The organism is Glycomyces sp. TRM65418 (assembly GCF_019710475.1).
Lineage (GTDB): Bacteria > Actinomycetota > Actinomycetes > Mycobacteriales > Micromonosporaceae > Glycomyces.
The window spans coordinates 47479-60687 of sequence record NZ_JAJFAX010000012.1 but is presented as its reverse complement, the minus strand read 5'-3'; the positions used below and the strand labels follow the sequence as shown (position 1 = coordinate 60687).

Below are 13209 nucleotides of genomic sequence, written 5' to 3'. Positions count from 1 at the left end.
GAGGAGCCGACATGGAAGTCGTCGACCCGCCTTGGGCCGCAACCGATATCGATGACCAGCACCTCCGTGGATTCGCCGACCGGATCGCCCGGCCGCTGCTGCTCGACATCGCCACCGACGGCGACGACCGCGTCCGCGTGCCGGTCGAGCCGACCGGACCGGCGGTGCCGCTGCCCGCCGGCCTGCACCGGATGCTGGAGGACGCGGCCTACCCCGGCGGCGGCGTGGACTCGGCGACCCCACTGCGACAGCGGGTGCTGGGCACGATCGCGGCCTCGGCCCCGCAGCGGTTCGAGGTCCGCAGCGCGGTCAACCCGCACCGCGCCTATCCCGCGGCGCACTGCTTCTTCTCGGCGCAGGTGTTCCTGCTGGCCGCAGGCGGCGCCTGGCACTATGACGCGGCCGGGCACCGCCTGTGGCCCGTGTCGGACCACGCCGACCTCGATGCGGCCCTGGAGGGCGGCGCCCGACTCGCCGTCATCAGCCACCTGGGCAGCATCCCGACCCGGTACCGGGAACTGCGCTGGAGCTTGAGCCTGTGCGAGGCAGGGCATCTGAGCGAACTGCTCGCACAGGCCGCACACGCGCACGGCCTGCCGGTACGCCTGCGCCATGACCTGCCGGACGCGCCGCTGCTGGACCGACTCGGCCTGCGAGCGGCCGACGGTTGGATTCCGGCCGCCGTGATCGAGCTGGGCGAGGCCGCCGACCGGCCGCACCGCCCCGCACCGGCCCACCGCACCGGCATGAGCTGGTCCGAGGTGCTGTTCGAGCGGTCCGCCGGCCGCGCCAACAAGGGGTACACCCCGGCGCCGGTCCCGCTCCCGGCCGAGGCCATGGCCGCGGTCCTGCGCGCGGTCGCCGAAACGACCGCCGCGGTCCCTACGGCCGCCGAGGGCGGCATCGACTTCGTTCTCATCGCGCGGCAGGTGGACGGGTTCGAGCCCGGCTGCTACCGGCTGGAGCCGGGCCGGCCGCCGCGGCCCGTGGCGGGCCCCGACATGGCGGCGGTGCAGCGGTCCTTCTCGTATCCGCCCGAGCAGATGGCCGTCTCCGGCTGCCCCGCGGCGCTGCTGATGATCTGCGACCACGACGCGGCCATCCGCGCGGGCGGGGAGCGAGGCCTGCGAGCGCTCCAACTCCAGATGGGCGCGACCGCGCAGGCCGCGGGCATGTCCATCACCCCGCACCGCGGGTTCCTGCGCCCGGCGCGCAGCTTCGATCCCGACCCCCTCGCGGCCGACCTGGGGCTGCCTTCGACGCAATTGCCGATCTACCTGGCGCTGATGGGCGCCAGTCGATTCATCGACCTGCTGCTGGATGTGCGCCAATGACCGAGTCCACTTCAGACCGAAATTGGCGAGCCCTGCACGTCTTCTGCCACCGAGGCAAGGCCGCCGCCGACCGGCTCGTGACCGCGACGATCGCACCGCTGGCCCGCAGCCTGCGCGCGGAGGGCCTCATCGACAGGTGGTTCTTCATCCGCTACTGGGAAGGCGGACCGCATGTCAGAGTCCGCCTGGCGGGCCCCGACAAGGAACGGCTCGACCGCGCCCAGGCCATGATGCGCGCGGCGCTGGAGACGCCGCTGTCGACCGAGCCCGCCCCCCGGCTCGACCCGGTGGAGTTCTATCAGCAGTTCGCGATCCCCGCGGACGAGGCCCGAGCCCTCGAATGGAACCCCGACGGACGGGTCGTGGAGGCCGAGTACCTGCCCGAGACCGACCGCTACGGCGGCCCGGACGCGATCGGCCCCGCGGAGGACCTGTTCCACATCTCCAGCGAACTGGCCGCGGCCGTCATCGCCCGCACACCGGGCGAGCAGGCTCGAACCGGTGTCGCACTCGATCTGCTGCTCGGCTTCGTCTCGGCGATGTACACGACCGCGAGCGAGTCCGTGCGATGGCTCCGTGAATACGCGACCATGTGGCGGTACCTCGACGCGGCCGTCGCCCGAACCTTCGCGCAGACCCACGCCGCGGCCGAGTCGACGATGGTCGCCACCGGGCTCGAGCTCATGCGGCGCAGGGACGCGCAGAAGGAAGCGGCTCCCGCCGCATACCGGCAATGGTGGGACGCGGTCGGGCGGATGACGGACCGTCTCCGCGAGCTCGGTCGGACGGGGCGACTGACGGGCAGCGCCGACTCGGTCATGGTCTCGCACCTGCACATGATCTACAACCGCATGGGCATGACCGCCTCGGACGAGGTCTATCTGGCCTGGCTGGCGTCCCTGCTCATCGCCGCCCCGGGGAAGTACCCCGACTACTTCGCCGACGGTCCCGCCGCGCCCGACCGCGCCTACCACGAATTGAGCAAGTTCCGACCGGTGACGATGGGCGACCAGCAGCCGCGGCAGGGCGAACCGATCGTCCGGGTCCTCGAGTTCGCCAGCGACGAGGCGGTCCCGCTGCCGCCGGTCGATCCGGCCTTGGCGGCGGCGCCCCTGGCCGAGGTGATCGCCGCGCGCCGCAGCGCCCGCGACGGATTCACCGGGCGACTCGGCCTCGATCGGCTCGGGAACCTGCTCGGGCTCGGCGCGGGCGTCGTCGACACCGAATGGTACGAGGAGGCCGATCCTCCCACGCCTCGTCAGGTCATGGCGAACCCCAGCGCCGGCATGGCGTATCCGCTGATCGTGCGCGTCCTCGCCAGGGCCGTGGAGGGGATCGATCCGGCGCTGTACGAGTACCTGCCTCGAACCCACGAGCTGCAGATGGTCGGTACCGCGACGGACGTCGACGTACTGCGCTACAGCTCGCCGTTCTTCCTCGGTGACGAACCGCGCATCGAGGTCGCCGAGGTCCCGGCGGTCCTGTTCATCGGAGCCGACCTGGGGCGGATGCGTCCGCGCTACGGGCTGCGCGCGCACCGCTTCGCGACGCTGGAGATCGGCCACGCCGCCCAGTCGCTACTGCTGGTGTCCACCGCCCTGGGACTTCGTTCGGTCTCGGTCGGCGGCTTCTTCGACGACGCGGTGTGCGAGATAGCCCAGTTGGACGGCTACGACGAAATCATCGGCTACATGATTCCGATCGGCGCCCCGTCAGACGACGCGAATGCGACTACGAGTGATGGAGGTTCCCATTCATGACACAGCAAACGACTGAAAGCGCAAGCCGACCCCCCCGAACCGTCGAGAGTACCGACTCGATCATCGTCCAGGGCCTGTCCAAGTCCTTCGGACCGGTCCAGGCACTGGCCGATGTGGACCTGACTGTTCAGCGAGGAGAGGTGTTCGGGCTCCTCGGACCCAACGGCGCCGGGAAGACCACGCTGACCGAGATCCTCGAGGGCCACGTCAAGCCCACTTCGGGGACGGTGAGGGTACTGGACATGGACCCGATCCGGGCCAACCGGACGGTGCGGAACCGCCTCGGGATCGTCCCCCAGAAGGGGAGCTTCGAGCTCTACCTGACGGTACGAGAGCATGTGGCGCTCTTCGCGGGCTACTACAGGCAGGCCTTCCCGGTCGACGACGTGATCGAGCTGGTGGGGTTGAGCTCCAAGAGCGGCGCCCGAGTCGGGCGTCTCTCCGGCGGTCAGCAGCGGCGCCTCGATCTGGCTCTGGCCCTGGTCGGCGATCCGGACATCGTCTTCCTCGACGAGCCGACGACCGGGCTGGACATCGAAGCCCGCGATCGCGCCTGGGAGACGGTGCAGGCCATTCGCGCCATGGGCAAGACCGTCTTCCTCACCACCCACAACATGACCGAGGCCCAGCGGCTGTGCGACCGGGTGGCGGTGCTGCACTCCGGGCGGGTCGCCGCGATCGGCGCCCCGTCGAGCCTCCTGCCGGACGAGCGAGGGGCCACCATCTCCTTCCGCGGGGACGAGGCTGAATTCAAACGGCTGCCCGCCGACCTCGCGGAACGCGCGCGCTTCAAGGCGGGCCGGATCTCCATGGACGTCGACGACGCCCGCGGGCCGCTGCACGCGCTCACCACCTGGGCGGTCGACAGCGATGTCGCGCTCGCCGACCTGGAGGTCCGACGCCCCGATCTCGAGGAGCTGTACCTCTCCATCCTCGCCCACCGTGACTCCGAAGGAAGGACCTCATGACCACCTCGACACTCACGATGCCCACCGCGACGTCCGATCAGCGGCGGGGCATCGCCGGACTGCTCTTCAACGACATGCGCTACGGCCTCATCAGCGCCTCGCGCACACCGTTCGCCCTGGTGATCGCGCTGCTGCTCCCGCTGTTCTTCAACGTGATGTTCAATCTGCTGCAGTCCGGTGAAACGGTCAACGGCGTCGCCTCCGTCCAGATGACGACCGCGGCCATCATCGTCTTCGTCATCACCTCGTCCGGATACTTCAACATGGTCACCGGCATCGTGACCGCTCGCGAGAAATCGGTGCTCAAGCGGATCCGGCAGACGCCGATGCCCAAGACGGTGCACCTGATGAGCCGCATCGGCGTCTCACTGGTGGTCACGATCGTCTCCGTGGTCATCATGATCGGGGTCTCGCTGATCGCGTTCGGCCTGGAGGTGCGCCCGATGGGCCTGCCGGCCCTCCTGCTCGCGGTGCTGCTGAGCGGCTTCACCTCCTGCGCGCTCGGTCTGGCGGTGACCCGTCTGATCCCCACCGTCGAGGTGTCGCTCATCGTCTCCACCGCCACCTTGTTCCCGTTGCTGTTCATCTCCGGAGTGTTCTTCCCCGTCGAGGGACTGCCGGGCCCGATGCAGACGGTCCTGGACTTCCTCCCGTTCGTGCCGATGGCCGAGGCCGTCCGCGCCCCGCTGGACCCCGGCGCGTCGGGCTGGTCCTTCGACCTGGGGAACCTGCTCATCATCGCGTCCTGGGGCGTGATCGCGATGTTCGCAGCCGTGAAGACCATGCCCTGGGAGCCGCAGCGCTGAGCGAGCGGCCCCAATCGACCACCCCCGACCGCTGACAGAACGGAGCCCTGCAATGTGGAGTGACCTCCTCGACCGCATCGGCGCGGCGACCGAGTCGATCATCGCGCCGATCGCCGAGGTGATCGGCCCGGAGGCCGTGTCCTGGGGCTGGGCGGTGTTGCTGCTCGGCGCCGGGTGGCGGGTCCTCACCTGGCCGTGGCTGGTACGCGGCGCCGAGCGTCGCATCGAGCGCCAGCGCGACCCGGCCGCGCCGAAGCCCCCTCGCGGATGGTTCGAGCGCGTCGGCACGGTCTTCACCGTGGCGCAGATCCTGGTGGTGGTGACCATCGCGCTGTGGAGCCGAACCGGCCCGGCCGCCGACGAGGCGGCGTTCTACGGATTGCGGACGCTGTCGTCCTCACCGGCGACGCAGGGACCCGGGGGCCTGGCGTGGGCCGCGGCGCTGACACTGGCGGGGACCGTGGTCGGGCTCCTGGCGTTGCGGGCCTCAGGCGTCGACGACCCGCGGCAGCGGTTCTTCGCCCGCTACATGGCTCCGGTGATCTTCGCGGGTCTCGGCCTGTTCCTCCCGGCGGCCATGGTGGTGCCCTTCACCACGACGATGGCGATGAACGTCGCCGCCGTGCAGTGGGCGGCGGCCCGGCTTCCGCGCGTCCGCGAGGAGGTGCCCGCATGAGGCGTCTCGTGCTCATGGTCCGCCTGCGCCGCAACCGGTGGGGCCGACTCGACTGCTTCCCGGACCTGGCCGCGGCCGCCGTCGCGGCGGCGGCCGGGGCCCGGCTGGTGACGGCCGGGCCGGCGGGGACGGTCCCCGAATGGGCTCGGGACCTGGCGCGTTCGCGCCCTGACGCGGTCGTGCTCGTCAGCGACCGGTCGACACGGGCGGTCGCCGAAGCCCTCGGCGACGGCCTGGCCGGGCGCGGCGTGTCCGTCGCGCACGCCGAACCGGACGGTGATCGGGCGCGGCTGGTCCATCGCGGCGGGGCGGGGCCCGAACTGGTCGCCGAAGCCGACCTCGGCCGCCTCTACCGCTCCGGCGCCGTCGCGGCCGCGCAGGCCGCCCGGCTCGGCGTCCCGGTCGGCGAGGAGACGATCGAAGAACTGCGCCACATCGCCGCCAGGTCGGCGGCGTCGATGACCGTGCCGCTCATCGCGAACGGCGACACCGACTGGCGCGACCTCGCCGAGCGGCTGCGTCGTGCGGCCGACCAGGGCCCGCGCCTGCCGCTGCTGCATCCCCGGATCGATCCCGACGCGGTCGACGCGGAGGTCGCCGCGGCCGTGTCGTCCTTCGCGACCGGCGGGGTCACCGTCGAGGCCACTGCGGACCGCACCGACGTCGGGCGAGTGCGGTCGGCACTGTCCGCGTTCGCCGCGCACCGACTGCGGCCGCTGGTCCGGGTTCTCGCGGGGCGGGAGGGCCACTGGCCCGCGGACCGGCTGGCCGCACTGCTCCGAGCGGTCCCCGACGCCGTGATCGAGACCGACCTGTCCACCCTGCGCCGGCTGTCGTCCCGAGGGGCGCTGGCCGGATGTCCGCCGCAGACCGACACCGCCGTTCGGCTGCGCGAGGACCGGCGGCGTTCACGGGCCGGGCTGCAACGGGCCTGCACCGGACGCGGTGCGCCCCCGCCGGTGACCGTCGGCGTCGAGGACCTGTGGTGGGAGCACGACGAACCGGTCACCGCGCACGAGCGGTGGCTCGGCTCGGTCGTGGACGCCGGCGGCACGGTGCGGGCGCGCAGGCCGGACGCCGCCTCGGTCGCGCACGCGGCGGTGCACGACATCGAAGAGGTCTGCGCCCCGGGCGCATACGGCACCGCTTCCGACAGACCGGACCTGGTCTGGATCGAATCGGCCGAGCCGGTGCTCGTCGACATCGACCAGGCCTGGCGCCACGGCCGATGCCACTCCCGGCTGTTCGATCCCGGCGCGCTCGTCGCGGGGCTGTGCCGCCTCGGCCACGGCCCCTGCCCGGCCTCGACCGGACGGCAACTGTACGTCGAGGCCGACGGCACCGTCCTCCTCGGCCGCGCGGGACCGGCCGTCGGCAAGACCGGCGACGACCTGAACGCGCTCCGTGCCGAGATCCGGGCCCTGCCCGCGGCCGCGAACGGCTGCCGCTGCCGCCCCGAGGGCATGGCCGACGCCGACCGGCCCTGGCTCGGGCGGGTCCTCGACGCCGCGCTCGCGGTGGCCGCCCTCAGCGGCGAGCACCCGCGCCTGTTCGAACCGACCGGACGGGCCGGGCTGCGGGTGAGCGGCTGCGGCGGCCCGCTGACGCACGCGTCCGCCAGCCGCCCGAACTGGCCCGCCTCCGCCGCGATGCTCCAGTTCGACGACCGCTACTACCTTCACGCGGCGGGACGCGCCCACCGTCTCGCTCCGGCGCTGGCCGCCGCCGTCGAGATCCGGCTCGACCGCCCCGACGACGCGGCCGAGACCCTGGCCCGCGACCGGCGGCTCGCCGCCGCCACGGCCGCGAAAGCGGTCGCCGCCGCCGAAGCGGCACTGGCCGCCACCGGTGTCCTACCCGCAGGAAAGAGGACGGCATGACCGACGATTACCCGCTGTGGCACCCCATGACCGACATGGGCCGCTACCTCTCCTCCCCGGTGACGATCACCGAAGGGCGCGGCAGCCGCCTGGTCGACCAGAACGGCAGGGAGTACGTCAGCGCCAACGCGGCACTGTGGAACATGCACTGCGGCTTCGACGAACCGCGCATCCAGGCCGCGATCCGCGCGCAGCTCGACCGGCTCTCCTACGGGACGCTGTTCCGCTACGGCAACGAACCGGCCCAACTGCTGGCCTCCCGCCTGGTGGAGATCAGCCCGAGGCCGGAACTGACCAAGGTCTTCTACAACACTTCCGGGGCGGGCGCAGTCGACACCGCACTCAAACTCGCCCGCCGCTACCAGCGGCTGATCGGCCGGCCCGAGCGCGACACGGTCGCCGCGCTGGCCGATTCCTACCACGGCACACTGGACAGCGCCATGGCCGTGACCGGCGAGGACCTCGAACAGGACGAGTACGGCGTGGACCGCTCGGCGGTCATGCACGTGCCGACCCCCCTGGACGAGCGGGGAGCGGCCGACGCCCTGGAGCGGCTGCGGGCCGCCGCCGGCCGCCTGGCCGCCGTCATCGTCGAACCGGTGCTCGGATCGGCGGGCGTGCTCGTGCCGCACGAGCACTTCTTCTCCGGCTTGAACGACCTGTGCGAGGCGAACGACATCTGCCTGATCGTCGACGAGGTCGCCACCGGCTTCGGCCGCACCGGGTCGATGTTCGCCGCGGAGTGGACGGGCCTGCGACCGGACCTGCTGGTCATGTCCAAAGGGATCAACGGCGGCTTCCTGCCGATGTCGGCGGTCCTGATCCACCAGCGCGTCTGGGAGGCGTTCGCCGCGGGCGGCGCCGTCCTGCGCACCGGGGAGACCCAGGCGGGCAATCCACTGGCCTGCGCGGCCGCCCTGGCCACGCTCGACGTCATCGAGGCCGACGACCTGGTCTCCCGATCGCTGCGCTCCGGCGAGCGACTGACCGCGATGCTGACCGACGCCCTGCCGCGCGCTCGCGGCCAGGCGCTCGCGCCCACCGGCCGCGGCCTGATGCTGGGCGTCGGCCTGCAAGGCCCGGGCGGCACGGTCGACGTGGCGCAGGCGGCGGTCGTGGTGGAGCGGTTCCGGTCGCTCGGCGTGATCGTCCACCTCTCCGACCGGGGCTTCAGCCTGATGCCGCCGCTGATCATCGACGACGACGATGTGAAGCTCATCGCCGACGCCGCCGGTCAGGTCTTCGACGAACTGGACCTGTCATGACCGTGAACCCGCCCGCGACCGCGGTCGACTGGCAGGTGCCGACCCTCATCGGATTCGGATCGGGGCGCGCGGCGGACCTGGGCCCGCAGGCGGCGGCACTGGGATCGGCGCCAGCAGTGCTCATCGACGCGCGAGTGGCCGAATCCGAGACCGGCCGAGACCTGCTCGCCCGCCTCTCCGCCCATGGGGTCCCGGCCGTGTCCGTCACCCGGGTCGCGGGCGTGCCCACCTTGGACGCCGTCGTGACCGCAGTCGACGCGGTCACCGCCTGCGGCGCGGATCTCGTCGTCGGCATCGGCGGAGGCAGCACCATGGACACCGCTAAACTCGCCGCGCTGGCCTCGACCAACTTCGAACTGCTGGAAAGCGATCGATGGCGAAGCGGACCGCTGCTGGACCTCGACGGGGAGCGGGGCGCCCATCTGCGCCCGGGGCTGCCGAGCCTGCTGCTGCCCACGACCACCGCCACCGGCTCGGAGCTCAACAGCGTCGCCGCGGTCGTCCATGAAGGGCAGCGACGGCTGATGGTGTCGGGCCGGCTGGCCTCGACATCGGCACTCATCGATCCCGACCTGAGTGCGTCCCTGCCGACGGCGGCGGTCATCGAAGGCGGTGTGGAGACCCTCGCCCGGATCGTCTGCCCCTACCTCGCCGGAGCGGCTCTGGACGTCACCGACGCACTGGCCGAGACCCTCGCCGCGCAATGCCTCGCCGCGCTCGATCGCCTGAGCGCCGATCCCGCCGATGCGCAGGCGCGGGCGGAGCTCGTGTGGATCGTAGCGGTCTCCGCCACGCAGCTGGTCGGGTTGGGGCGCGGCCGGTACGACCACGTCCTGTGGTACCTGCAAGATCCATTGTGCACCATCTACGGACTGCCCAAGGGCAGGACGATGAGCGCCCTGCTGCCGGCCTACCTGGCCGCGATCGGCGGGGGCGGCGCCATCGGTCCCCGACTCGGCGACGCCGATCGCCTGTCCCGCCTCGACCGCGCCGTGGCCGTCCCGCTGGGACGGGCGACCTTCGCCGAAGCACTGTCGCAGCGCCTAGCGGCCTGGGACATGCCGGTGTGCCTGGAAGACCTGGGCGGCATAGACATCGAGCGAGTGGCCCTGGCATGCCACGAGAGCTGGCACCTGACCGGACGCCTCTCGGGAGTGGAGCGGCCCGAGCTGGTGGCGTTCTTCGGCAGCGCCAGCGGAGGCCCCGCTCACCATGAACCTCGCCTGGCGGCGACGCCGTCCGGTGCGGAAATCCCTTTGGAAGGAGGTGATTGATGTGAACACTCAGACTGCTGCATTCGACTTCGAAGGCCTCGACCTGGACGACCTGTCCTTCGACGCGATCGAAGTCGCCACGGTGCGCGACGCCGTCGCACTGCCGGAGACCGGCGCGTCCTCGGCCTCGAGTTCGTGCGACTCCTGCTCGTGCTGCGTCGGCTGCTCCTGCTGCTCGCTGACCTCGACCTGAGCCGAAGAAAAGCCGTGACACTCGCGAGGGCCCGGGACGCTAGTGACATCCCGGGCCCGTGGTCGAGTGCGGAAACCATTTTGGAAGGAGGTGATTGATGTGAACACTCAGACTGCTGCATTCGACTTCGAGGGCCTCGACCTGGACGACCTGTCCTTCGACGCGATCGAAGTCGCCACGGTGCGCGACGCCGTCGCACTGCCGGAGACCGGCGCGTCGTCGAGTTCGAGTTCGTGCGACTCCTGCTCGTGCTGCGTCGGCTGCTCGTGCTGCTCGCTGACCTCGACCTGAGCCGAAGAAAAGCCGTGACACTCGCGAGGGCCCGGGACGCTAGTGACGTCCCGGGCCCGAGCTAGAAATATACCGCTCCGAACGGCGCCCGAAGCAACGGATCCTGGGCGTGTCGCAGGGAGGCCGCCCGCTCGCGGCGATCAGCCGGCACCGGGCACCGGTACGCAGGAGCAGGCGGTGATCAGGCCCTTGTTCCAGGCGTACGCATGGATCTGCGCCTTGGTTCTCAGGCCGAGCTTGCTCTTGAGCGAGGAGCGGCAGGCTTCGACCGTCCGCTCGCTGACATACAGTGACGCGGCGATCTCGGCCGTGGTGTGCCCGATGGCGACCAGATGCAGGACGTCGAGTTCGCGCTCGCTGAGGGTATGGATGCCACGGCGCTCGGCCAACTCCGCCCCCAGGCCAGGGTCCAGGTACACCGATCCGGAGACGATCCGCAGCATGGCTTCGCCCAGCATGGACGGCCTGGCCTCTAGCGGGATGTACCCCCTGGCGCCGTGGCGCATCGCGCGCTGGAGCACCAGGGCGGAACGGTGGCGGGAAACGATGAGCACCGGGACGGGACAGGCGGCCCGTACCACGGTCTCCAGCACGCAGTCGCCGCCGAAGCAGGACTCGATGACGTAGACATCAGGTCGATGCTCGGCGAGCGCGGACAGCGAGACGTCGATGTCGCGTTCACTGTGCACGACTTCGAACTCGTCTTGAGCGCCGATGATCGAAGTGAGGCCGTGGAGCGTGACCATATCGGCGGAGGCAACCGCCACCGCAATGGTCCGGCGATCCTCGGAGGGATGATGCCGGGGATGGTGATGAGTACTGTCGAGGAGCGTGTGAACTCGAGTGAGAGAAGCTGGCTTGACGTTCGAGGGGCCATTGTTTCTTGTCACCGGTATCTCCTATTGCATCGAGGGGAAGGGCCACTCATAACCGTGGACAGGCGGCGAGGGCCGGTCGGGATGACGCAGCGCTTTCGATCGGTACTTTGATCCAGACTAGCTCCTTGAAATAAACGACGAATCAAATCGAACATTGCGGTTTCGATTGTCTCCCAACGGAGCTCTACGGCACCAGATCCATTCCGGCACGGCCGGATCGAACTCACCGCTCCCAATCCGGTCGAGCACCGGCGCGAAGTTCGAATTGCCGGGGAACGCGCGATCTACGAGGCGGGAAAGCGGCGGGAAAGCGGCAGGAAAGCGGCAGGAAACCTTGGCCGAACGTTGCAACGATGCCCGTGGGGCTCCGAGTGGCGATCGGCGAATGACACCGTGCACGAGGTTCGCCGAAATACTCGACGAATGCGGCGATTCGGCTGCAGTCAGACATTGTTGCGACCAAGCCGCCCGTTGAATGCCAAGGCCCGCGGCAGGGAGCCGGCCCCAACGGTAGGGTCACGGAGCGGGCCTGCCGAGGAAGCGGCGTATGCGAACCGGGCGGTACGCGTGGACGGCCTGTCCGGGTGCCGGGGTTCGCGGCCCCACGGTGAAGGCGCCGGTTCGAGGAGGCGCCTGCCGATGAGAACCGGGCGTCGACTCGATGCTCGGTATTCCGGTGGAAGGCGCGGGCCGGCTTCTCGCTGCGCAGCAGGCCAGGTCGCCGCCTCGGCTGCGGTGCGGGGCAGGCCGGCTGAGAGAGTCCAGAAGCCGTTGTGCACGTGGTCCTCGATGCGGATGCCGTTCCCGCGCAGCGTTTCGGGGACGAACTCGTCGTCGGGCTGAAAGTACCGGCCGAGCTCCACGGTGAGCACGCGGCGCCCTCCGACGGCGCTGCTTCGGACCCGATCAAGCGGTGAGACGCCGCGGTCGTGGACGTCGATGCCGAGCATGTGGCCGAATCCGTCGAGCGTCCGGCGGCGGTGCCGCAGGGCGTCGGCCGCGGACGCCCCTCCGGTGGCGGCAGGCCCAGGCCTTGGCGGCCCTCTGCCAGGATCCCAATGCACGCCTGGCGGATAGCGCGTGCTTTCACCCCGAGTCGGATCGCGTCCGTGCCCGTCCGCTCGGCGGCGAGGACGATGTGGCCCTCTTGTTGCGCGGGAGTGAAGGACCCGCTGATCGGAAGGTCGCTGTCGGCGGTGCAGCGGGTTCATCGCCGCCGCACGGGCCCCGACCTGCTCCGCTCGCTCGACGGGGTCGAATCCCGTGTACCCGATCGATCATCTGCACGCCTCCCGTTCTTCGAGGGCCGTTACGGGAGCTTCGCCGTCCGACCCCCGACCCCAACGTATACCCCGATGCTCATACACCGCTCACGCACGGCTTACGCACTCCTCACGCGCGACTCGAATTGCGCCGCTGAGCGGTTCGCCTAGGGCACATGGGCGAAGGAGTGTCCGGGGCGCCACTCGAAGGGCCGCCGACACGAGCAGTGCGGGACCGTTCAGAACGCGAATGAGCGGGCATCGACCCGACGACCGCTCATGGGATCGGCCGCTGGGCCCGCTTTTCTGTGGCGCAAAGTCGCACAGAAGCCGCTCAGGGCGGAACAAAAGGCCCGCGGAGCGCGCCTGCTTGTTCGCATGGAGGCTATTCGGCCGGCCTGTTGGAGACGTCCAGGGCGCATACCCCAGGCAGCGACGCCTCACCGCAGGCCTCACCTCCGAACCGACTCCACCGCAACGGGAAGGCGGTGGGAAGCGGCATGCGCGCAGCGGGTCCCCGGTGCGACCACGGGCGACTGCAACGAGATGACCGACCGCCTGCACCGGCGAGACTTCGACATTCTCGAAGCCCTGGAGACCCACGAGATCATGACCGGGCGTC

12 protein-coding genes are annotated in these 13209 nt (G+C 70.7%); 10 read left to right on the top strand and 2 right to left on the bottom strand.

The window, feature by feature from the left end:
• Positions 1-11 precede the first annotated feature (11 nt).
• From K3N28_RS20835 to K3N28_RS20790, 10 genes are all read left to right on the top strand, one after another.
• Positions 12-1334 (top strand): hypothetical protein, encoded by a 1323-nt coding sequence (locus tag K3N28_RS20835; RefSeq protein WP_228094692.1) that lies wholly within the window; start codon positions 12-14, stop codon positions 1332-1334.
• Positions 1331-3094 carry a thiopeptide-type bacteriocin biosynthesis protein gene (locus tag K3N28_RS20830; RefSeq protein ID WP_228094691.1) on the top strand — a complete coding sequence of 588 codons (1764 nt, stop codon included), beginning with the start codon at positions 1331-1333 and terminating at the stop codon, positions 3092-3094. The genes K3N28_RS20835 and K3N28_RS20830 overlap by 4 nt, the downstream gene beginning before the upstream one ends.
• Positions 3091-4062: an ABC transporter ATP-binding protein gene (locus K3N28_RS20825; protein WP_228094690.1), complete on the top strand. Its 972-nt coding sequence runs from the start codon at positions 3091-3093 to the stop codon at positions 4060-4062. Before K3N28_RS20830 ends, K3N28_RS20825 begins: the two co-directional genes overlap by 4 nt.
• Positions 4059-4868, top strand: coding sequence for an ABC transporter permease (locus tag K3N28_RS20820; RefSeq protein ID WP_228094689.1), 810 nt, complete (start codon positions 4059-4061; stop codon positions 4866-4868). The genes K3N28_RS20825 and K3N28_RS20820 overlap by 4 nt, the downstream gene beginning before the upstream one ends.
• 52 nt (positions 4869-4920) lie before the next feature.
• A complete protein-coding gene (locus tag K3N28_RS20815; RefSeq protein ID WP_228094688.1) occupies positions 4921-5544 on the top strand; it encodes a hypothetical protein in 624 nt (207 codons plus the stop codon).
• Positions 5541-7424: a hypothetical protein gene (locus K3N28_RS20810; RefSeq protein WP_228094687.1), complete on the top strand. Its 1884-nt coding sequence runs from the start codon at positions 5541-5543 to the stop codon at positions 7422-7424. The genes K3N28_RS20815 and K3N28_RS20810 overlap by 4 nt, the downstream gene beginning before the upstream one ends.
• Positions 7421-8689 carry an aspartate aminotransferase family protein gene (locus K3N28_RS20805; RefSeq protein ID WP_228094686.1) on the top strand — a complete coding sequence of 423 codons (1269 nt, stop codon included), beginning with the start codon at positions 7421-7423 and terminating at the stop codon, positions 8687-8689. Before K3N28_RS20810 ends, K3N28_RS20805 begins: the two co-directional genes overlap by 4 nt.
• Positions 8686-9963 carry an iron-containing alcohol dehydrogenase gene (locus K3N28_RS20800; RefSeq protein WP_228094685.1) on the top strand — a complete coding sequence of 426 codons (1278 nt, stop codon included), beginning with the start codon at positions 8686-8688 and terminating at the stop codon, positions 9961-9963. Before K3N28_RS20805 ends, K3N28_RS20800 begins: the two co-directional genes overlap by 4 nt.
• 1 nt (position 9964) lies before the next feature.
• The gene (locus tag K3N28_RS20795; RefSeq protein ID WP_228094684.1) at positions 9965-10156 is read left to right on the top strand and encodes a thiazolylpeptide-type bacteriocin; all 192 of its coding nucleotides are present in this window, start codon (positions 9965-9967) and stop codon (positions 10154-10156) included.
• A 99-nt stretch (positions 10157-10255) separates the two neighbouring features.
• Entirely contained in the window at positions 10256-10447 is a 192-nt protein-coding gene (locus K3N28_RS20790; RefSeq protein WP_228094683.1) for a thiazolylpeptide-type bacteriocin, read from the top strand.
• A gap of 140 nt (positions 10448-10587) precedes the next feature.
• Here K3N28_RS20790 and K3N28_RS20785 read toward each other — a convergent pair whose 3' ends face one another.
• The gene (locus tag K3N28_RS20785; protein WP_228094682.1) at positions 10588-11193 is read right to left on the bottom strand and encodes a response regulator transcription factor; all 606 of its coding nucleotides are present in this window, start codon (positions 11191-11193) and stop codon (positions 10588-10590) included.
• 575 nt (positions 11194-11768) lie between these two features.
• Entirely contained in the window at positions 11769-12275 is a 507-nt protein-coding gene (locus K3N28_RS20780; protein WP_228094681.1) for a hypothetical protein, read from the bottom strand.
• Between the last annotated feature and the right edge of the window lie 934 nt (positions 12276-13209).

Coding starts and splice junctions, on each gene's coding strand:
- K3N28_RS20835 (WP_228094692.1), top strand. CDS start 12: ATGGAAGTCGTCGACCCGCCTTGGGCCGCAACCGATATCGATGACCAG.
- K3N28_RS20830 (WP_228094691.1), top strand. CDS start 1,331: ATGACCGAGTCCACTTCAGACCGAAATTGGCGAGCCCTGCACGTCTTC.
- K3N28_RS20825 (WP_228094690.1), top strand. CDS start 3,091: ATGACACAGCAAACGACTGAAAGCGCAAGCCGACCCCCCCGAACCGTC.
- K3N28_RS20820 (WP_228094689.1), top strand. CDS start 4,059: ATGACCACCTCGACACTCACGATGCCCACCGCGACGTCCGATCAGCGG.
- K3N28_RS20815 (WP_228094688.1), top strand. CDS start 4,921: ATGTGGAGTGACCTCCTCGACCGCATCGGCGCGGCGACCGAGTCGATC.
- K3N28_RS20810 (WP_228094687.1), top strand. CDS start 5,541: ATGAGGCGTCTCGTGCTCATGGTCCGCCTGCGCCGCAACCGGTGGGGC.
- K3N28_RS20805 (WP_228094686.1), top strand. CDS start 7,421: ATGACCGACGATTACCCGCTGTGGCACCCCATGACCGACATGGGCCGC.
- K3N28_RS20800 (WP_228094685.1), top strand. CDS start 8,686: ATGACCGTGAACCCGCCCGCGACCGCGGTCGACTGGCAGGTGCCGACC.
- K3N28_RS20785 (WP_228094682.1), bottom strand. CDS start 11,193: ATGGTCACGCTCCACGGCCTCACTTCGATCATCGGCGCTCAAGACGAG.
- K3N28_RS20780 (WP_228094681.1), bottom strand. CDS start 12,275: ATGCTCGGCATCGACGTCCACGACCGCGGCGTCTCACCGCTTGATCGG.